The 20,227-nt window shown below is 41.7% G+C and carries 18 protein-coding genes; 12 read left to right on the forward strand and 6 right to left on the reverse strand.

Annotated elements, in window-relative coordinates:
* The first annotated feature begins 214 nt into the window (after positions 1-214).
* The 6 genes from AB5754_RS01535 to AB5754_RS01560 all read left to right on the forward strand — a co-directional run bounded on the left by AB5754_RS01535 (position 215) and on the right by AB5754_RS01560 (position 7,942).
* Entirely contained in the window at positions 215-2,161 is a 1,947-nt protein-coding gene (locus AB5754_RS01535; RefSeq protein ID WP_368250437.1) for a DHH family phosphoesterase, read from the forward strand.
* The gene (gene rplI, locus AB5754_RS01540; protein WP_311834620.1) at positions 2,158-2,610 is read left to right on the forward strand and encodes a 50S ribosomal protein L9; all 453 of its coding nucleotides are present in this window, start codon (positions 2,158-2,160) and stop codon (positions 2,608-2,610) included. The genes AB5754_RS01535 and rplI overlap by 4 nt, the downstream gene beginning before the upstream one ends.
* 156 nt (positions 2,611-2,766) lie before the next feature.
* Positions 2,767-4,137 carry a replicative DNA helicase gene (gene dnaB / locus AB5754_RS01545; RefSeq protein ID WP_311834621.1) on the forward strand — a complete coding sequence of 457 codons (1,371 nt, stop codon included), beginning with the start codon at positions 2,767-2,769 and terminating at the stop codon, positions 4,135-4,137.
* A gap of 325 nt (positions 4,138-4,462) precedes the next feature.
* Positions 4,463-5,755 carry an adenylosuccinate synthase gene (locus tag AB5754_RS01550; RefSeq protein ID WP_311834622.1) on the forward strand — a complete coding sequence of 431 codons (1,293 nt, stop codon included), beginning with the start codon at positions 4,463-4,465 and terminating at the stop codon, positions 5,753-5,755.
* A 106-nt stretch (positions 5,756-5,861) separates the two neighbouring features.
* Entirely contained in the window at positions 5,862-7,007 is a 1,146-nt protein-coding gene (gene queG, locus AB5754_RS01555) for a tRNA epoxyqueuosine(34) reductase QueG (protein ID WP_368250438.1), read from the forward strand.
* 65 nt (positions 7,008-7,072) lie between these two features.
* Complete coding sequence (locus AB5754_RS01560) at positions 7,073-7,942, forward strand: DegV family protein (RefSeq protein ID WP_368250439.1); 870 nt, start codon at positions 7,073-7,075, stop codon at positions 7,940-7,942.
* A 104-nt stretch (positions 7,943-8,046) separates the two neighbouring features.
* Here AB5754_RS01560 and AB5754_RS01565 read toward each other — a convergent pair whose 3' ends face one another.
* The 3 genes from AB5754_RS01565 to AB5754_RS01575 all read right to left on the reverse strand — a co-directional run bounded on the left by AB5754_RS01565 (position 8,047) and on the right by AB5754_RS01575 (position 12,132).
* Positions 8,047-8,604 (reverse strand): BMC domain-containing protein, encoded by a 558-nt coding sequence (locus tag AB5754_RS01565; RefSeq protein WP_368250440.1) that lies wholly within the window; start codon positions 8,602-8,604, stop codon positions 8,047-8,049.
* Entirely contained in the window at positions 8,601-9,968 is a 1,368-nt protein-coding gene (locus tag AB5754_RS01570; RefSeq protein ID WP_368250441.1) for a 4Fe-4S dicluster domain-containing protein, read from the reverse strand. Before AB5754_RS01570 ends, AB5754_RS01565 begins: the two co-directional genes overlap by 4 nt.
* A gap of 541 nt (positions 9,969-10,509) precedes the next feature.
* Complete coding sequence (locus AB5754_RS01575; protein ID WP_311834627.1) at positions 10,510-12,132, reverse strand: ATP-binding cassette domain-containing protein; 1,623 nt, start codon at positions 12,130-12,132, stop codon at positions 10,510-10,512.
* Positions 12,133-12,364: 232 nt separating this feature from the next.
* Here AB5754_RS01575 and AB5754_RS01580 point away from each other — a divergent pair, with 232 nt between their 5' ends.
* Both AB5754_RS01580 and AB5754_RS01585 read left to right on the forward strand, forming a co-directional pair.
* Positions 12,365-12,889 carry a DUF308 domain-containing protein gene (locus AB5754_RS01580; RefSeq protein ID WP_311834719.1) on the forward strand — a complete coding sequence of 175 codons (525 nt, stop codon included), beginning with the start codon at positions 12,365-12,367 and terminating at the stop codon, positions 12,887-12,889.
* Between the two features lie 141 nt (positions 12,890-13,030).
* Positions 13,031-13,846, forward strand: a complete 816-nt coding sequence (locus tag AB5754_RS01585; RefSeq protein WP_311834628.1) for a ZIP family metal transporter — start codon at positions 13,031-13,033, stop codon at positions 13,844-13,846.
* A gap of 48 nt (positions 13,847-13,894) precedes the next feature.
* Here the strand turns inward: AB5754_RS01585 and AB5754_RS01590 are convergent, their stop codons facing one another.
* Positions 13,895-14,098 (reverse strand): hypothetical protein, encoded by a 204-nt coding sequence (locus AB5754_RS01590; RefSeq protein WP_311834629.1) that lies wholly within the window; start codon positions 14,096-14,098, stop codon positions 13,895-13,897.
* A gap of 235 nt (positions 14,099-14,333) precedes the next feature.
* On the opposite strand from AB5754_RS01590, the gene lepB reads away from it, so the two are divergent.
* Positions 14,334-14,870 carry a signal peptidase I gene (lepB, locus tag AB5754_RS01595; protein WP_311834630.1) on the forward strand — a complete coding sequence of 179 codons (537 nt, stop codon included), beginning with the start codon at positions 14,334-14,336 and terminating at the stop codon, positions 14,868-14,870.
* Positions 14,871-15,015: 145 nt separating this feature from the next.
* On the opposite strand, the gene AB5754_RS01600 is transcribed toward lepB, so the two are convergent.
* Together AB5754_RS01600 and proB are read right to left on the reverse strand one after the other, a co-directional pair.
* A complete protein-coding gene (locus tag AB5754_RS01600; protein WP_368250442.1) occupies positions 15,016-16,260 on the reverse strand; it encodes a glutamate-5-semialdehyde dehydrogenase in 1,245 nt (414 codons plus the stop codon).
* Positions 16,261-16,264: 4 nt separating this feature from the next.
* The gene (gene proB, locus AB5754_RS01605) at positions 16,265-17,083 is read right to left on the reverse strand and encodes a glutamate 5-kinase (protein ID WP_368250443.1); all 819 of its coding nucleotides are present in this window, start codon (positions 17,081-17,083) and stop codon (positions 16,265-16,267) included.
* Positions 17,084-17,332: 249 nt separating this feature from the next.
* On the opposite strand from proB, the gene AB5754_RS01610 reads away from it, so the two are divergent.
* From AB5754_RS01610 to AB5754_RS01620, 3 genes are all read left to right on the forward strand, one after another.
* Entirely contained in the window at positions 17,333-17,857 is a 525-nt protein-coding gene (locus AB5754_RS01610) for a dUTP diphosphatase (RefSeq protein ID WP_368250444.1), read from the forward strand.
* 54 nt (positions 17,858-17,911) lie between these two features.
* Positions 17,912-19,282, forward strand: coding sequence for a DNA repair protein RadA (radA, locus tag AB5754_RS01615; protein WP_311834634.1), 1,371 nt, complete (start codon positions 17,912-17,914; stop codon positions 19,280-19,282).
* Positions 19,283-19,370: 88 nt separating this feature from the next.
* Positions 19,371-20,227 (forward strand): PIN/TRAM domain-containing protein (locus tag AB5754_RS01620; protein WP_368259440.1); only part of this gene is annotated, 857 nt, incomplete at its 3' end.

Here is a 20,227-nt window from a genome sequence, read left to right on the forward strand (position 1 = left end):
TCAAAACTCCTGACAAATTGTCAGGAGTTTTTTGTTTCACGTGAAACATTTTTTGTAGTCCTCTACTCTCATCATTGGGTAACTCATCGCTGAAATCCCCATCTTATGCTAAAATAGAAACAGTATTTGTGAATTGCATTGAGAAATTCCTATAAAAACGATTCCAGCTATCTCTCAGCTTAAAATGAGAATAGCTTTTGAGAGGAGTGTTAGGATGCACAAGCACCAATTCACGAAAGTTCTAGTATTGCTTACGGTAATTCAGATCTTTTGTGTTTTATTGATTCCTTGGCGTTGGTTAATGGTTGGTTTACTTTTGGTAGGTGCTCTGGTAATTTATCTCCTTTATCGAAGAGTACAAAAGTTATTTAAAATGACGGAAGTGGAACGAATTACTCGTTCGGCTAATTTAGCAGAGAAAAATTCGGAATACTTGTCTCGACAAGCGCCTTTTCCTCTTTATATGTACGATGAAAACTTGTCAATCAGTTGGATGAATGAGCAAGCCCTGCATCTACATGAACAGGTAGGACCGAATCTCTGGCATGAACAACTGGTACCGGCCATTAAAAAACACAGTACTAGCGGTCAAGTGGTGGGGCAGAATAAGACCCTCCGTTATCAAATTGACTTTGATAAACGGATTGTGTATTTAATGGATATCACTAGTGAAAACACAGCAATCCGCCGGCAACAAGTCCAGCAAGTGGCGATTGGCTTTATTTCCGTGGATAATTACGATGACGCCATTGATCAAATGGATGACAAAGAAATTGCTTATTTGAATTCTTTTGTTACCACGTTTATCTCGGACTGGTGTGAGGAATATCAGATTTATTACAAGCGACTGAATGCAGAGCGCTTCTTCTTTACTGCTCGTTTGGAAGACATTATGAAGATGGAAGTGGACAAGTTTTCCATTGTAGAACGTTTGCGTAAAGCTGCTGCTGAACAAAATATCCCTTTGACGATTAGCATGGGAATTTGTTACGGGGACGATTCCTTAGAAAAAATCGGTGACACCGCACAAAATAACCTAGATATCGCCCTTGTTCGCGGAGGGGATCAAGTGGTTTTGAAAAATGTGCTGGAAAACGCCAAGCCGAAGTTTTATGGGGGGACTACCACTAGCACGGCCAAACGAACCCGGGTGCGTTCTCGGGCGATGAACACGGCCTTAAAGAAGATATTCCAACAGTCAGACGAAATTTTTATTATGGGCCATCGTTTTCCGGATATGGATGCCATTGGTTCTGCTTTTGGGGTTTCTTGTTTAGCGGATATTCAAGGGAAACAAAGTTATGTGGTGGTCAATGAAGCAGAGTTAATTCCCGATGTGGAACGCTGTATTGAAGAGATTCATAAGCATCCGGAAATGGAAGGAAAATTGATTACCATCGAGGAGGCTATGGAAAAGGTCAAGCCAGACAGTCTTTTAGTCATGGTGGACTATCACAAACCCTCCATGTCCATCTCTCAAGCCCTTTATGATCGTTTTGAGCAAGTGGCGATTATTGATCATCATCGCCGAGGCGAAGAATTCCCTACCAAACCTTTATTAACTTATATCGAATCTTCGGCTTCGTCTGCATCGGAATTAGTGGCGGAATTATTGCAATATGAAAGTGGTTCAAAACAGTTAGATCGGATTGTCGCCACCTTATTATTAGCGGGAATTTTTGTGGATACTAAGAATTTTGTAGTGCGGACTAGTCCGCGAACTTTTGACATTGCCAGTTATTTAAAACGCAATGGCGCCAATACGGATTTGATTCAATATTTATTGAGTTCTGATTTGACTTCTTTCTTAGAAATCAGTGAACTAGTAGCTAAAAGTCAATTTATCACTCCAGATATGGTGATTGTCAGAGGGGATGAAGACCGCCTTTATGACAATGTGACCACGGCAAAAACAGCTGATACTTTGTTATCTATGAATGGGGTGGAAACCTCCTTTGTAATCACCCGGCGCAGTAAAGAAGTGGTAGCCATTAGCGCCCGGAGTACGGGGAAAGTCAATGTTCAAATGATTATGGAAGAGCTCGGTGGCGGTGGGCATTTTACCAATGCGGCTACTCAGATCAAGGATAAAACACTACACGAAGTTCAAGAGATGCTTTATAATAAGATACAGCAGGTTTTAAAGGAGGAAACATCATGAAAGTGATTTTTTTACAAGACGTAAAAGGCAAAGGAAAAAAAGGCCAAATTAAAGAAGTTCCTACAGGCTATGCGCAAAATTACCTTTTAAAAAATAACTTGGCAAAAGAAGCCAATAAAGGCAATATTTCAGTACTAGAGGGACAACAAAAAGCCCAAGCAAAACACGATGCAGAAATTCTTGCTGAAGCGAAGGCGCTGAAAGCAGAATTGGAAAAAGAAGAAACAGTAGTAGAAATTAAAGCCAAAGCTGGTGAAGACGGTCGTTTGTTTGGCTCGATTCCTTCAAAACAAATTGCCGATGCCTTGAATAAGCAATTTAAATTAAAAATTGATAAACGAAAATTGGATTTACCCAATCCGATTCGCTCGCTGGGTTATACAAAGGTTCCAGCCAAATTGCACAGTGAAGTTACCGCCGTTTTAAATGTTCATGTGGTAGCGGAGTAATTGATAAAATTTTTTGAGGATCCTCTTCTTGAGGTCCTCTTTTTCTTGGTTAAAACAGCAAGGCCCTTTACCGATTCTTACGGATTTCAGCGGTCAGTCTCAATTGTTTTTGTCTGCTATTTCAAGTAGAATAGAGAAACGAGTAGGAGGAAGTTCATGGATGAAATGTGGCAAGATCGCATGCCCCCTCAGGATATTCAAGCAGAACAAGCCGTACTAGGCTCTGTGTTCTTGGATCCCGAGGAGATCAACAATGCGATGGAAGTCTTAGAAGCAAAAGATTTTTATCAGCGTCGGCATCAGTTGATTTTTTCAGCGATGGTGGCTTTATTTGACCGTGGAGAAGCCATTGACGTGGTGACGTTAAAAGCAGAATTAGAGCGGAATAATGCTTTGGAAAACGTGGGTGGCATCAGTTATTTGGTGGAACTTAGCCAAGCGACTCCTTATGCCGGTAGCCTGTCTTTTTATGCGAAAATTGTCAATGACAAGTCAGTTTTGCGCAGTTTGATTCAAGCGGCCAATCATATTGTTACTAGTGGTTTTCAGCAAGATGAAGACGTGGCAAATATTGTGGAAGACGCTGAGCGCAAGATTTTGGAAGTGGCGGAAAACCGCAATAGCAGTGGTTTTCAAGCCATTGAAGACGTGTTGCAAGCAACGTTTAAAAATATCGATCTCTTGGCTCAAACCGATGAAACCATCACCGGCATTCCTACGGGTTACCCGGCTTTAGATAAGATGACAGCAGGGTTACAATCCGGGGAATTGATTATTTTAGCGGCTCGTCCCGCAGTGGGGAAAACCGCCTTTGCCTTGAATATTGCCCAAAATATCGGCACCAAAACCGATCAAGCTGTAGCCATTTTCAGTTTGGAAATGGATGCAGAATCATTAGTCAAACGGATGCTTTGTGCAGAAGGATTAATCGATGCGGGACATTTAAAGACCGGTCAATTAACCGATGAAGAATGGAGTAATCTAGTAATTGCCATGGGAAGCTTGTCTAAGGCCGATATTTATATTAACGATACTCCCGGGATTAAGGTTTCGGAAATTCGAGCGCAATGTCGCCGGCTAGCTCAAGAGAAAAAAGATTTGGGCTTGATTATGATTGATTACTTGCAGTTGATTGAAGGAACTGGCCGAGAAAATCGCCAACAAGAAGTTTCTGAAATTTCTCGCCAATTAAAAAAAATCGCCAAAGAACTAAAAGTGCCGGTAATCGCTTTGTCTCAGCTTTCCCGGGGAGTAGAACAGCGGCAAGACAAACGGCCTGTCCTAAGTGACATTCGGGAATCTGGATCCATTGAACAAGATGCGGATATCGTAGCTTTCTTATATCGAGACGACTATTACCAACGAGATACTGATGATCCTGATGAGGCACCAGTGGACAGCTCCCGGGAAAATATCATTGAAGTCATCATTGAAAAGAACCGGAGTGGTGCTCGAGGCACGGTAGAATTGATGTTCATTAAGGAATACAATAAGTTTTCTTCTCTATCTTATCGGGAAGATGAATAAGTGATCGATTGCAGCGACGATTTGAAGGTGTCGCTGCTTTTTTCTATTTGTTAACAATATTTGTTTTTTTCGTCACATTTTCTTCAAACAATCTGGGTATAGTATACCCATACCAACAAACAACCCTAACACTTTTTCATTTTCTCCTCTCTTACTCGCCGACTGACCATCGGCGAGTTTTTTTAATAATTCCGCAAAACAAATAATGTTCGTGTTTTACCGTGAAACTGTGAATTTAAAATCCAATTATTCGATAATTCATTGAATAATACTGGCTAAACTGCTACAATAGTTCTGGATTTAATAAAAAGAATGAGGTGGAGATATGTCCTCTGTAGTAGTTGTTGGAACACAATGGGGCGATGAAGGAAAAGGCAAGATCACAGACTTTTTAAGTGAGAATGCGGAAGTCATCGCACGGTATCAAGGTGGCGACAATGCCGGTCACACGATTAAATTTGACGGTGTGACGTATAAATTGCATTTGATCCCTTCTGGTATTTTTTACAAAGAAAAAATCAGTGTGATCGGAAATGGCGTAGTAGTCAATCCAAAATCACTGGTACAAGAATTAGCTTATTTAAAAGAGCATGGAGTGAGCACCGATAATTTGCGAATTTCTGATCGGGCCCATGTCATTTTGCCTTATCATATTAAATTGGACCAATTGCAAGAAGATGCTAAAGGGGACAATAAAATCGGTACTACGATTAAAGGAATTGGCCCGGCTTACATGGACAAAGCAGCTCGTGTGGGCATTCGGATTGCGGATCTTTTGGACAAAGAAATCTTTGAAGAACGCTTGAAAATCAACTTAGAAGAAAAAAATCGTCAATTTGTGAAGATGTTTGATTCTGAAGCATTATCCTTTGAAGATATCTTTGAAGAATACTACGAATACGGCCAACAAATCGCCAAATATGTTACCGATACTTCGGTGATTTTAAATGACGCACTAGATGCGGGCAAACGGGTCTTGTTTGAAGGCGCGCAAGGTGTGATGTTAGACATTGACCAAGGGACCTATCCTTTTGTTACTTCATCTAACCCAGTGGCTGGGGGAGTTACCATTGGCTCTGGAGTGGGACCTTCTAAGATTAATAAAGTTGTCGGTGTCTGCAAAGCCTATACTTCTCGCGTGGGAGACGGTCCTTTCCCAACGGAATTAAATGACGAAATCGGTCATCAAATTCGGGAAGTCGGTCACGAATACGGTACAACTACGGGACGTCCACGCCGGGTGGGATGGTTTGACTCTGTAGTTATGCGTCACTCAAAACGGGTTTCCGGAATTACCAACTTGTCTTTAAATTCCATTGACGTCTTAAGCGGCTTGGAAACGGTGAAAATCTGTACCGCTTACGAATTAGACGGCCAGTTGATTTACCATTACCCTGCTAGCTTGAAGGAATTGAACCGCTGCAAACCAGTCTACGAAGAACTGCCAGGCTGGTCAGAAGATATCACCGGTTGCAAGACGCTAGCCGACTTACCAGAAAATGCGCGGAACTATGTCCGTCGGGTTTCTGAATTAGTCGGTGTGCGAATCTCTACATTCTCTGTAGGACCAGACCGCAACCAAACCAATATTTTGGAAAGTGTTTGGGCGCAAATTTAATAAGTCATAACGAGAGACTCCCGAATTTTTCGGGAGTCTCTTTTGCTGTCTTCAGTGGCGGATTTTGGCAATTCTTGATAGAATGAGCCGGAAAGGAAGTGGCTCAATGTCTAGTTTAAAAGCTCAAATTATTGCGGAAAGCCGCCGTATTGGGATTGATAAAATTGGTTTTACTACAGCGGAACCCTTTTATGAGTTACAGGAACCTTTAGAACGTCAGAAAGCACTGGGGCATAATTCTGGTTTTGAACATCAAAATATCCCCGAACGCATTTACCCAGAGTTGACCTTTGAAAAGCCTCAGTCGATTATCGCCATTGCCTTAGCTTATCCGACCCAAATTAGAGAAGAAATCCCCAAAGATGAGAAGCGCGGTATGTTTGCCCGCGCTTCGTGGGGTGTCGATTATCATGATATTTTGCAAGAAAAGATGAAACAGCTGGTAACTTTTATTGAGAGCTTACAGCCACCAGCAGGGGAAGTCTGGCGCTTTGCCCCTCAAGTGGATACTGGTGAGTTTGTGGATGTGGCAGTCGCCCAACGAGCTGGCTTAGGCTTTGTGGGACGAAATGGGCTTTTGATCACCGAAGAATTTGGTTCATTTGTTTATTTGGGCGAAATTGTTACCAATCTCGTTTTTGAGCCGGATAAACCGGGAGTCTTTGCTTGTGGCGAGTGTACCCGTTGTATCAAGGCCTGTCCCACGAAGGCCCTTTTGGGAGATGGCAGTATGAATGCGAAGCGCTGTCTGTCTTATCAAACTCAAACCAAAGGCACCATGCCAGAAGAATACCGCAAAAAAATTCGCAATGTGATTTACGGCTGTGATATTTGTCAAATGGTCTGTCCTTATAATCAAGGCCGTGATTTTCATTTTCATGAAGAGATGGAGCCGAAAGCTGATGAGGTCTATCCGAAATTACGGCCTTTATTAACGATTTCCAATAAAGAATTTCAAAAGCAGTTTGGTCATTTAGCCGGCTCGTGGCGGGGTAAAAAGCCGCTACAACGCAATGCCATCATCGCTTTGGCCAATATGAAAGATAACAAAAGTTTGCCTTTATTGTGGGAATTAGTTCAAAATGATCCCCGGCCAGTGATTCGGGCGACAGCGATTTGGAGCATTAGTCGTTTAGGGAAAAAAGAGCCAGCTCTGTGGCAGGAACGCTTGACAGCACAAAAAGCACTAGAGGCTGACGAGGAAGTTTTACTCGCCATTGAAGAGGCTCTCAAAATATTTGTGAACCCCTAAGAATACCTGTTATTCCGTGCTTTATGGTACACTAGGGACAGTAAATTTATTAAGGGGGTTGTTTGATGTATCAAATCGTGACCGATTCATGTTGTGATGTTCCCTATCAACTATTAAAAGAAAAAGACGTTGCCTTTATTCCCATGATTGTGAATATTAACGGTCAAGAATTTTTAGATGATTTAGGTGAAACCTTTGATTACGAACAATTTTTACAAAGCTTGAAAGATAAACAACAGCCAACTACCTCACAGATCAATGTGGGCCGCTATATCGAGTTTTTCAAACCCTATTGTGAAAAAAATGAACCAGTTGTCTATTTATGTTTTACTTCCGGAATGAGTGGTTCTTATAACAGTGCCCTGCAAGCTGTGGACATCTTAAAAGAAGACTATCCTAATGCCGATATTCAAGTAGTGGATACTTTAGCCGCTAGTATGGGAGAAGGTTTTATCGTCCTAGAAGCCGCCAAACGCAAACTTGCCGGTGCTAGTAAAGAAGAAGTAGTTCAATGGGTTAATGATCACAAACTGAACTTGCAATCTTGGGTTACAGTAGATGATTTGAGTCATTTATACCGTGGCGGACGCCTTTCTCGCACGGAAGCTGCCATGGGTGGGTTACTAAATATCAAACCGATTATTCACGTGGATGCGAAAGGTACCTTGCAAAATGTAGGTAAAGTGCGAGGACGCAATAAAGCCTTGCTGAAGGTCGTGGAAGAAACAGTGAACCATTTAGTCTCAACTGAGAATCAAACGGTCTACGTGGCCTATTCTGGCGATTTAGAAGCGGCTGAGAAGGTGATGGGCATGCTGAAAGAAAAAATCGAGATCACCGACAGCGGCATTTTCCCATTAGGTCCGACGATTGCCAGTCATACAGGGCTAGGCTGTATCGCCATCTTTACCTTTGGGCAAGAGCGAGTGGATTAAAAGCACGTAAAAGAAAACCATTTTTCCAATTCTTCATTCAGAGGCGTTGGAAAAATGGCTTTTTGTCGTTCATTATAAGCAAGCATACTTACCCATTGCTCTCATTACTGAATCAAACTTTCCACTAATTCTTTTCTAGGGTTGGGTAAGACTACTTTATTGATCATCAAAGCTTCTTCCTTCGCGGCCTGGGCACCGGCTTCTACAGCAGTTTTCACCGCGTCCACGTCACCGGTTAAGACTACAAAAGATTTGCCGGCAATCCCGGTTCCCAATTGGATTGAAATTAACTGGACATCAGCGGCTTTAATGGCGCAATCAGCTGCGATAATCGAACCTACCGCGGAATAATATTCCAACACTCCCACGGCTAAAACTTGTTCGGGAATGTCGCTCATATTGATTGCGCGAATCACTGCTGGGCTGACTCTAGGAATCACCAATTCTCCCACAACGTAACGTCCCCCCAGCTCAGAGCCGACTTGGATGGAACGCTCCACGGAATCCACATCTCCACTAAGCATGATGTAGTATTTCCCGGGACAACTGGCTTTGGCCATCAATAGGTTGGTATTGGCCGCTTTCAACATATAATCTACTGTTTCAATTCCTTTGGCGATACTATTTAACTCTAAAAAACCGATGGAGTCGATTGGTTTCATTGTGCGACGCCTCCTTTAATGGTAATACTAGATCCTACTGCTGTGACTGTTCCGTTAATGCTGGCATGAATATTCGCTCCTAAAGCATTGTCGGGAATTGCTCCAATCAAATCCCCCACTTGGACTAAATCCCCCACTTGGACTAAATCTCCTACGGCAACTACCGGTAAAGCTGGAGCACCGATATGCATGGTAAGGGGAATTTTGACTTCTCGGCTTTCATACTTTTGAAATTCAGCTACTTTTAAGGTGGCATACTGTTGCAGGCCATCTTTTAAAATAATATTTTTAGGGGGAACTTTTTGATATTCTCGCAATTTGCTGGGAATTAATTTGCAATCTATCTTGTCATAGCGAATCCCTTTTTCAGCGAGCTTTTGTTTCACGTAGAGATTTACTTGTCGCGGCATTAAACCCATAGGACAAGCGATTACTTCGCAAATCCCACAAGCACAGCAAAGCAATGCTTCTTGCCAAATTGGATCATCATCGATATCCTCCGGCACTTCCGTAATAGCTAGATGACGCATGACACGGTGGGGGTGGATTGGATGACCGATTTGATAGCGAGGGCAAAGTTCCGTGCAAAGCCGACATTGAATACAAGAAGAGCGAGCTTTTTGAATGATACTAGGCATTTCAGACTCATGAAGTTCATATAAAAAATCCCGTTTTTCGGTAATAATAATGCCTGAAGTAGTTTTTGTAACCACTTCTTTTTCAAAGTTGTCCATGGTGCCGACTTTCCCCATCATCGGGCCGCCATTGATGTACATCCAATCAGTAAGGGTCGCGCCACCGGCTAATGTCAAACATTCAGCAAAAGAAGTTCCAATGGGCACTTCGATGACTTGAGGTCTTGCCACGCTACCGGTTACAGTCAGAAATTTATGTGTGACTGCTTGATTACTCATTGCTTGGTAGACGTTCAACATAGTGGCAATATTTGAAACAACACAACCCACATCCATGGGAATGCCACTTGGAGGCACGGTTCGACCGGTAACTTCAAAGACCATTGTTTGCTCATCTCCAGCTGGATAAAAATTATCCATGGCAAAAATTGTCACAGGAGCCTGTTGGTGATCAATGGCTTCTTGAAGTGCTGCGATTTCTGCCCTGTAATAAGCCTTTGTGGCAATGATGAGATGTTGGGCTTGAAGCTGCTGACCCACGGCTGTGATGGCAGAGACGCATTCTTTAGCGTAGCGTTTCATAATATAATGATCCGTTTTTAATAAGGGCTCACATTCTGCTGCATTGATAATGAAGTATTCCGCTGGTCGCTGATATTTTACTGCTGTGGGAAATCCCGCTCCGCCACAGCCAACTACCCCAGCTTTCACAATCTGTTCCAATAACATTCAATCTCACTCTTCTATTAGATAAAGCGTTTATAAATTTGCACAAAATTCCCGATAACCTGCCAGTGTAGTACAAATGGTTACCTTTTAAAAGGTGATGATTGAATTTCTTTGTTATTGATTTTACCGTTTTTTCATGGGATTATTTACCGTAAAATACCACCAGGGGGTAAAATTCAATCTCCAGCAAAGAAAACAAAAAACTTTAATGTGCTGTTTTGGATGCTGCTTTAAAGTTTCTGCTCTTCGATTTGCTTTTTCAAAGGATGAAATCCAGCCAGTGGTTTTTGATGGGGTTAAAAAGGAGGAATTGACTTGTTGCTAGAACAAGATGATTTGCGTTCATTATTTGAATGGCTTATTTTGTTCAGATTTTACAAGTTGAAGCTTGTTATTAATCGCAATTTCATCTTATCGTTCTTGTTATTTATTATAATTTTAGCGAGAAAAGAGGGAAACGTAATGCTGAATTATGTTTTTAAATATTCTGTTGTATAACAAAAACCCAGCTGATAGAAATCAACTGGGTTTCATTGAATAATTATGCAAACAGCTCGTTTACCCGTTTTTGCACATCTGGATTTTCTAAAAATTCATCATAAGTGGTTTCAGCCCGGTCGACCAATCCTTTATCAGAAACGGCGATAATCCGGTTAGCCAAGGTTTGGATAAATTGATGGTCGTGGCTGGCAAATAGAATCGAGCCGGTAAAGCCCATTAAACCATCATTCAGTGCGGTAATGGATTCCAAGTCCAAGTGATTAGTGGGATCATCTAAAACTAAGACATTGGCTTTTGACAACATCAGTTTAGAGAGCATGCAACGAACTTTTTCTCCCCCAGACAAGACGGAAACAGGTTTTAAAACCTCATCTCCAGAAAACAGCATACGGCCTAAGAAACTACGCAAGAAAGTATTGTCATCTTCTTCTTTAGAGGCAAACTGGCGCAACCAATCCAAAATCGTCAAGTCGTTGTCAAATTCGCGACTGTTGTCTTTGGGTAAGTAAGAATGATTGGTGGTGACTCCCCAGCGCACAGAACCAGTATCTGGGGTAATTTCTCCCATGATAACTTTAAATAAAGTAGTAGTTACGATATCGTTATTGGCCACAAAGGCAACTTTGTCGTCTTTATTTAGCGTAAAGGAAATATTGTCCAAAATTTTCTTGCCATCAATGCTTACACTGACATTGTCCACTTGCAACAGGTCGTTACCGATTTCTCGCTCTGGCTTAAAGCCTACAAAAGGATAACGGCGGGAAGAAGGTTGAATGTCATCCAAGGTGATTTTTTCCAACATTTTTTTCCGGGAAGTTGCTTGTTTGGATTTTGACGCATTGGCAGAAAAGCGAGCGATAAAGTCTTGTAGTTCTTTAATTTGTTCTTCTTTTTTGGCATTTTGTTGGGATTGGAGCTTGGTTGCCAGTTGGCTAGATTCCAACCAGAAATCATAGTTCCCTACATAAAGCTTAATTTTCCCGAAGTCTAAATCTGCCATATGAGTGCAGACTTTGTTTAAGAAGTGGCGGTCATGGGAAACCACAATTACCGTATTTTCAAAATTAATCAAGAATTCTTCCAACCAGTTGATGGATTGAATGTCCAGTCCATTGGTAGGCTCGTCTAGTAATAAGACATCTGGTTTGCCAAATAAAGCTTGGGCTAAAAGGACTTTGACTTTTTGGCCGGCAGTTAATTCTTTCATAGGTAGCTGATGCAAGTCTTCAGGAATGTTCAATCCTTGTAGAAGCACCGCTGCTTCGGGCTCTGCTTCCCAGCCATCCAACTCCGCAAATTCTCCTTCTAATTCTGCGGCTTTAATGCCATCTTCATCAGTGAAGTCTTCTTTCATGTAGATGGCATCTTTTTCTTTCATCACGTCATAAAGGCGTTTATGCCCCATAATGACGGTTTCGATTACGGAATATTCTTCATAATCGAAGTGATTTTGTTTCAACGTAGCCATCCGCTCATCCGGACCTAAGCTAACATTCCCGGTAGAAGGCTGAATTTCTCCCGATAGAACTTTTAGGAAGGTAGACTTCCCAGCTCCATTGGCTCCAATCAAACCGTAACAGTTTCCTGGTGTGAATTTGATATTCACATCGTCGAAAAGTTTACGATCAGAAAAGTGTAAACTTACATCACTAACTGTGATCAATTAAATTCCCTCATTTCATTTTTAAAAAGGGTCCCCCCAGTTCACCGGAGGAACCCTTAACCTTTTTGTCTAACTCCTAGCATTATAGCCAGATTATGTAAAACTTGCAAGGTGAGCTAGCTTTTTTCAGAAAAAAGCTAGAATCAAAGAAAATTCTTGAAAAATGAGGATATTTTTTGACCCATAACAGAAGGTAAGGTACTCTTTTATTAAAGGGGGAGTTTAAATGGAAATGGGAACGAAAAAAAGTTTTGATTGGGGTTCATTGCTTTTAGGTGTGTTGTTTGTAATTACGGCGGTGATGAGTTTTCGTAGGCCACTGGCAAATCTGCTGACAATTGTCATGGTTTATGCCATTTTTTCCTTTATTAAAGGGATTTATGAAATTTTTTTCCGCAGTCGTTTAGAGGAATTGACGGGGTATCAAGGAAAATTACCTATTGTACTAGGGGTAATTGATATTATCATCGGGATTTTCTTACTCTTTAACACAGGAGCCGGGGTGATTGCCTTGCCTTTTATCTTTGCCATCTGGTTTATTATTGACTCAGTTTTCAATTTGTTTAACTTAGAAGCGGCTCGAAAGTTTAAAACCTGGTATTTCTGGTTTTCATTGATTATCAATGTTTTAGGGGTAATTTTAGGAATTTATCTTTTCTTGAACCCACTTTCTTCGGCATTGACTTTAAGCTTTTTGATTGGTTGCTACTTTATGATGTTCGGTATTAAACACATCATCTTTGCTTTTAGTAAATAAGCACGGCGCTCCTTTTAGGGGCGTTTTTTCTTTGTATCAAAAGTTTTTAGGTGCGGCGAAAAATTATGTATGGTAGAATTAAAACAGTAAATAAGCAAAACTATAAAATGGATAAAAAAACAGGTAGAGGAGGTTTTATTTTTGGATTGGTTTGTACAATTGGCTCCTTGGCAACAAGCCTTAGTAGGGTGTGGCTTTACCTATGGCATGACAGCATTAGGGGCAGCGCTAGTTTTTTTCTTTAAAGAAATCAAAAAAGATGTCTTGAATCTGATGTTAGGCTTTGCGTCTGGGGTAATGATTGCCGCTAGTTTTTGGTCGCTTCTGGATCCGGCCATTGAGTGGGCGGAACAAAACGGAGATATTCCTTGGCTAGTGGTGGCGATTGGTTTTGGTGTTGGAGGACTATTTCTCTATCTTGCGGATAAAACAATTCCCCATATGCACTTTGGGCCTAATCACGAACAAGAAGGGATTCAAAGTCATTTAAAGCGAACCATTCTTTTGGTTTTTTCGATTACTTTACACAATATTCCAGAAGGATTAGCAGTGGGGGTCGCTTTTGGGGCCGCAGCAAATGCAGAAAATCCTGAAGCCGCTGCGATTGCCGCCATTGCGGTAGCATTAGGAATTGGGATTCAAAACTTCCCAGAAGGGGCTGCGGTTTCCATTCCATTGCGCCAAGAAGGCCTTAGCCGTTGGAAGTCATTTGTTTATGGACAAGCTTCTGGAATAGTGGAACCGATTGCTGGGGTCTTAGGGGCCTTGTTAGTTTCTAAAGTGACGGTACTTTTGCCTTATGCTTTGTCTTTTGCAGCAGGGGCTATGATCTATGTAGTGGTGGAAGAGTTAATTCCAGAAGCCCAAGTGACTTCAAGTAGTAAACGCCATTTCGCTGTATTTGGCACGATGCTGGGTTTTATTATCATGATGATTTTGGATATTGCTTTAGGCTAAAAAAATCCCCGACGCGCTGTTAATTCCAGCGCGTCGGGGTTCCTGTTTTTAATAGCGTCTTTTCTTAGCGGAGTTGCTCAGCCAGCTGACCAACCAATAGGCAATCAGCAACGGAATCCCCCAGCGGAAGAACAAGCCAATCAGTCCGCCGGCAATGCCTAACACAACATTTAGCACAAAGCCTGCTACAACTAAAAAGCCAACCACGGCGAGAATTTTAACAAGGGTGGATTGATTACTTAAATTACTCATGAGTTTTCCTCCTTTAGGAAAGTCTGATTCATTACATCCATAGCATAGCAAAATTCCTTCTTTTCTCCATCGGACTTGAGACGGATATTTTTTTGTAATTCTTAATAAAATGCGAAAAGAAGTGATTCTGCGTGTATTTGCAAAGGAGATTTGATACACTTATTTAGTATGATTTTAATGGCTCATTAAAAGACAGCCGGGAAGTTCCTGGGATAAAACATAAGGGGAAACGTATATGAAAACAAATACTGAAAAGACTGCCTGGTTCACTTGGAAAGACGTGGCTTGGATTGTAGCTTTGGTTTTAGTCGTTTTAGGGTTACGCCAGTTTATTTTTACACCAGTGGAAGTTCACGGAGCTTCCATGGATCCCAATTTGCAAGATTCTGAGCGCTTAATTGGCTTAAAAATTGGGGATGTGAACCGCTTTGATGTGGTGAGCTTTCATGCACCAGATGCGGATAAAGAATACATCAAACGAGTGATTGCCTTTGGTGGGGAAACCGTGGAATACAAAAATGATCAACTTTTAATTGATGGCAAGGAATATCCGGAAGAATACTTAGATGAATTTAAGAGCAAGCTGGCAGAAGGTCAGTTGTTTACGGAAGATTTTACCTTTGAAGTTCCCAAAGATCACCTCTTTGTCTTAGGTGATAATCGTACTGTTTCTAAAGATAGTCGAGTGTTTGGGGCTATTGAAGAAGACAGTATCACTTCCAATGCCAAGTTTATCTTCTGGCCATTAAATAAGTTTGGGACAGTGAAATAATAACAAGTAAAAACGTCGCTGAGTTTTCAGCGACGTTTTTTTATGGGAAAATAATCTTGCCTCTTTGCAAATCGTTTTGGCTACAACGCTACAATAAGCAAAGTTCACACCATTAAAAGTTAGCCTGTTTTTGTCAGGACTTTTTCTATTTTCTGATTTGTCCTTCGCCATAAATAATATACTTGGTAGAAGTCAATTCTTCTAAGCCCATGGGTCCGCGGGCGTGAAGTTTTTGCGTGGAAATGCCGATTTCAGCACCGAAGCCAAAGACAAAACCATCGGTAAAGCGAGTAGAGGCATTTACATAAACGGCTGCTGCGTCTACTTCTTGTAAGAATTTCTGAGAAGCAAAGTAATTGTCCGTAACGATAGCTTCAGAGTGTTTGGTATTGTAGCGATTAATGTGTTCAATGGCTTCTTCCAAACTATCCACCACTTTAATGGCTAAAATATAATCAAGAAATTCCGTAGACCAATCTGCTTCTGTGGCTGGGATGGCTTCTGGCAAATACTGACAAGCCCGTTTGTCCCCATGCAGTTCTACTTGGTGATCGGCTAGTTTTTCGGCAATAACAGGAAGAAATTCTGAGGCAACGTCAGCATGGATTAATAAAGTTTCCATAGCGTTACATACAGAAGGACGCTGAGTTTTGGCATTGTTCACGATGTTTACGGCCATTTCCAGCTGGGCATTTTTGTCGATATAGATGTGGTTGTTGCCGGTGCCGGTTTCAATCACTGGTACCGTGGCGGATTCTTTGACTCGTTTGATTAACCCTGCTCCCCCGCGAGGAATTAAGACATCCAAATAATCTGTCAATCTCATCATTTCGTTGACCACTTCATGGCTAGTATCCGCGACAAACTGAATGGCGTGGGGCGTAAAGCCAGAATTGATCAATGCTTTTTGTAAAATCGCCACTAGCATTTGGTTAGAAGAGAATGCTTCTTTACCCCCCCGGAGTATAACGGCGTTGCCCGTTTTAAAGCAAAGACTGGCGGCATCAGTGGTAACGTTCGGGCGTGATTCGTAAATAATCCCGATAACGCCTAAAGGTACTTTTTGACGACCAATTAAAAGTCCATCGGCATTTTTCCACATTTTTTCTACTTCGCCAATGGGATCTGGTAGTTGAACTACTTGGCGGATACCATCGGCCATTTCTTCAATGCGCTCTTTTGTCAAGCGCAGGCGATCTTGCATAGTTTCTGAGATACCATTGGCGTCAGCTTGAGCTAAATCTTTTTCGTTGGCAACTAAGATTTCAGGAGTAGCGGTAATCAGGGCATCAGCCATGGCCAATAAGAGGCGATTTTTTTCTTGGGTGTCTAAAAGAGCCAATTTTCGGGCGCTAGCTTGAGCTTGTTGGCCTAAAAGGGTTAAATCCATTTTGTCACAGCCTTTCGAATGTATTTGCGTTACAAAATAAAGTACCAATTTCAGCGCCGGCTAATATATCAAAGATGACTTGGGGCTTTTCTCCGTTGGCTAAGACCATGGCGCTGTCTGCTTCTAAAATCCGTTGGGCGGCAGAGAGCTTGCTAATCATGCCACCAGTGCCGAATTCACTGCCTTTATCTCCGGCTTGTTTGCAGATTTCTGGAGTGATTTCGTGGACCGTGTGGTATAAAATCGCTTGTTGGTCCACACTAGGATTAGCAGAATAAAAACCGTCAATATCTGATAACATAATCAATAAATCAGCTGCAGTAATCTGAGCTACGATGGCTGAAAGTTGGTCATTATCGCCAAATTTGGTTTGGTGATCCATCTCTTCTACGGAGACGGTATCATTTTCATTAATAATGGGAATAATCCCTTTTTTCAACAATTGATTTAAGGTATTGGTTACATTTTTACGACTTTCTGGATACTCCACAATATCTCTGGTCAACAGAATTTGAGCGGTGATTTGACTATAAGTGAGAAAGCGATGATTGTAGATGTTCATCAATTCGGCTTGTCCCACGGCAGCTACGGCTTGTTGTTCAGGAATAGAGGTGGGGCGCTTCTTCAGTCCCAGTTTATTCATCCCCACACCAATTGCACCTGAAGACACTAACAAAACTTCTTTACCTCGATTGGCTAAGTCTGTTAAGACAAAGGCTAATTGGTCAATGCCGGCTAAATTAATAGTGCCATTGGGGTAAATTAAGGAACTGGTCCCAATTTTTATTACGATTCGCTGGGCCTTTTCCAATGATTTTCGCACAAAATCCCCTCCGATTGTTTTCTTTCCATTGTACAAGGTTTCTTGTAAGATTTCATCCGCTAAATGACAATTGTCAGATAATTATCAGACGCCACCGCTTTTCTTTCTAATTGTTTCACGTGAAACCCTAACCAAAAAAGAGAATATCCCTTTTTTTCTGGTCATGAAGTTTCAGTGAAATCTTTATGAAGAGCCGGTTTTAGGTCTTGTAGTGTGCTAAAATAAACTATCAAGTTTAAGGAGTACAAAATGAAAAAACGTGGATTTGAAGTAGTAACAACCTTTCAAGATAAAAATATTCAATTACCGGTGCGGGCTACCCGCCAAGCAGCTGGCTATGACTTTGAAGCAGCAGCAGATATGGTAATTCCCAGCATTTGGCACAGTGGTTTGTTGCCAGTAATCAAAGGCTTGTTGAAAAAAACTGAAACGGAGACAGTTCAAAAACACTTAAAGCCGGTTTTAGTGCCTACGGGAATCAAAGCCTACATGGGAGAAGAGGAGTTTTTGCAGTTGTGCAATCGTTCCAGTAACCCATTAAAACGCTTTTTGGTATTGACCAATGGCGTAGGGGTCATTGACAGCGATTATTATAACAACCCGGATAATGAAGGCCATATTATGTTTCAGTTCACTAACTTTGGGCCTTTTGATGTCACGATTAAAAAAGGCGAGCGGATTGGGCAAGGAATCTTTTTGCCATTCTTAAAAGCCGATCAGGATCGCAGTACTACCAAACGCACCGGGGGCTTTGGTTCTTCCGGGAAAGAGTGAGGTTATCAACTTCTTTCCCTTATGTGGTAAAATGAAGGCTACTGGAGGTGTCTTATGGCCAAAAAAGCCAAAGTTCAATTTGAATGCCAACATTGTGGCTATACTTCGCCGAAATACTTAGGAAAGTGTCCCAACTGCGGTAGCTGGAATTCCTTAGTAGAAGTAACCATTCAAGATACAGATGATCGCAGAATCCGAACCTCATTAACTGGGGAGAAAACTCGGCCTACGAAGATTGCTGATGTAGTACCAAAAAAAGAACCCCGAGTAAAAACCAAATTAGGAGAGCTTAATCGAGTTCTAGGCGGAGGGGTAGTGCCCGGATCCTTGATTTTAATCGGTGGGGATCCGGGAATTGGCAAGTCTACTTTGCTTTTACAAGTTTCTCAGCAACTTGCGGAAATCGGCGGTAAGGTTCTCTATGTTTCCGGGGAAGAAAGCGCTGAACAGATTAAAATGCGAGCGGAGCGTTTAGGCAGTATTGATACGGAATTCTACCTGTATGCAGAAACGGATATGAGTGAAATCAGTCGTTCCATTCGAGAAATCGAACCAGATTATGTGATTATTGACTCAATTCAAACGATGACTCAACCGGATATTACTAGCGTGGCGGGCTCGGTTAGCCAAGTGCGGGAAACTACCGCCGAACTGTTAAAAATCGCTAAAACCAATGGCATTGCGATTTTTATCGTGGGTCATGTGACGAAGGAAGGTTCTATTGCTGGACCACGGATGTTAGAGCATATGGTGGATACAGTATTGTATTTTGAAGGAGAAAAGCATCACAGCTTTCGAATTTTACGAGCAGTGAAAAATCGTTTTGGTTCCACCAATGAAATTGGCATTTTCGAAATGCAGGAAAATGGGCTAAAAGAAGTGGTCAATCCCTCTGAAGTCTTTTTGGAAGAACGTCTGGCCGGGGCCACGGGATCGGCTATTGTAGTGGCAATGGAAGGCAGTCGGCCAATTTTAGTGGAAATCCAAGCTTTGGTGACACCTACCATGTTCGGCAATGCCAAGCGCACCACTTCAGGGTTAGATTTTAACCGCGTTTCCTTGATTATGGCAGTCTTGGAAAAACGAGCAGGATTGCTTTTGCAAAACCAAGATGCTTATTTAAAAGCTGCCGGTGGTGTGAAGTTAAATGAACCTGCCATTGACTTAGCACTCGCTGTAAGTATCGCTTCTAGTTACAAAGAAAAAGGGACTGATCCTAGAGAGTGTTTTATTGGAGAAATTGGCCTAACTGGTGAAGTGCGCCGAGTGAGCAATATCGAATCCCGGGTTAAAGAAGTTCAAAAATTGGGCTTTACGAAAGTTTATTTGCCCAAAAATAATCTCAGTGGCTGGGAACCACCAAAAGGCATTGAAGTGGTCCCTGTGGCAACCATTGGCGAGACTTTAAAACGAGTCTTCGGCTAGTCAATTGCTAGTATCAACAAAACAGAATAGTAAAGCAAACAAGAAAAATATGTTTGCTTTACTTAAAAAATGCAAGGAGGAAAAATCTATGGAAAAACGCGTCATCACAGTTTTACTGGTGGTGGCTGGAGCAAGTTTGGGTGTCTCATTTATGCCATATGCGTGGACAGCAATTGGTCAAGGGGGCAATCAGTGGTTAGACAATGTTTTCACCAACTTATTAATCGGTGCAATTATTTTTTATTTACTTTCATTATTTCTGGTGAAACATATCTCCACAGCTCTTACCTACATCGAGAAAAAACTCAGTGAGCTCAGTCTCACTTACTTACTATTTGGGGCCATTGGTACCATTATTGGCTTATTGATTGGCGTTATTATTTCACTACCCTTTTATAACTGGGATGTACCTTTTGTAAAAGGAGTGGCTCCTTTTCTAATCATGATTTTACTGGGGTATCTTGGTTTTCAAATCAGTACCACCCGGATTGAAGAATGGAAGAAAATCTTTACTTCTTCTAAAAAGCGTAACGAACAACAAGCAGAACAAGAACTTTTGGAACGCAATGCGGACGATCATTTCCGCAAGTATAAGATTCTAGACACTAGTGTGATTATTGATGGTCGAGTGTATGACATCGCCAAGACCGGTTTTTTAGAAGGAACTTTGTTAATTCCTAATTTTGTTTTGTACGAGTTGCAATACATTGCCGATTCTGGAGACAGTTTGAAACGGGTGCGAGGGCGCCGAGGACTGGACATTTTAAATGCCTTGCAAAAAGAAGAAGACATCTCCGTGGAAATGTACGATGGCGACTTTGAAGAAATTCAAGAAGTTGACAGCAAACTACTGAAATTAGCCAAACTCTTAGATGGCACCGTGGTTACTAATGACTACAATTTAAACAAAGTCGCTGAATTTCAAAATGTGCCGGTATTGAACAT

Origin of the sequence: Enterococcus sp. 2201sp1_2201st1_C11_2201SCRN_220225 (genome assembly GCF_040925905.1) — a bacterium.
Classification (GTDB): Bacteria; Bacillota; Bacilli; order Lactobacillales; family Enterococcaceae; genus Enterococcus_C; species Enterococcus_C asini_A.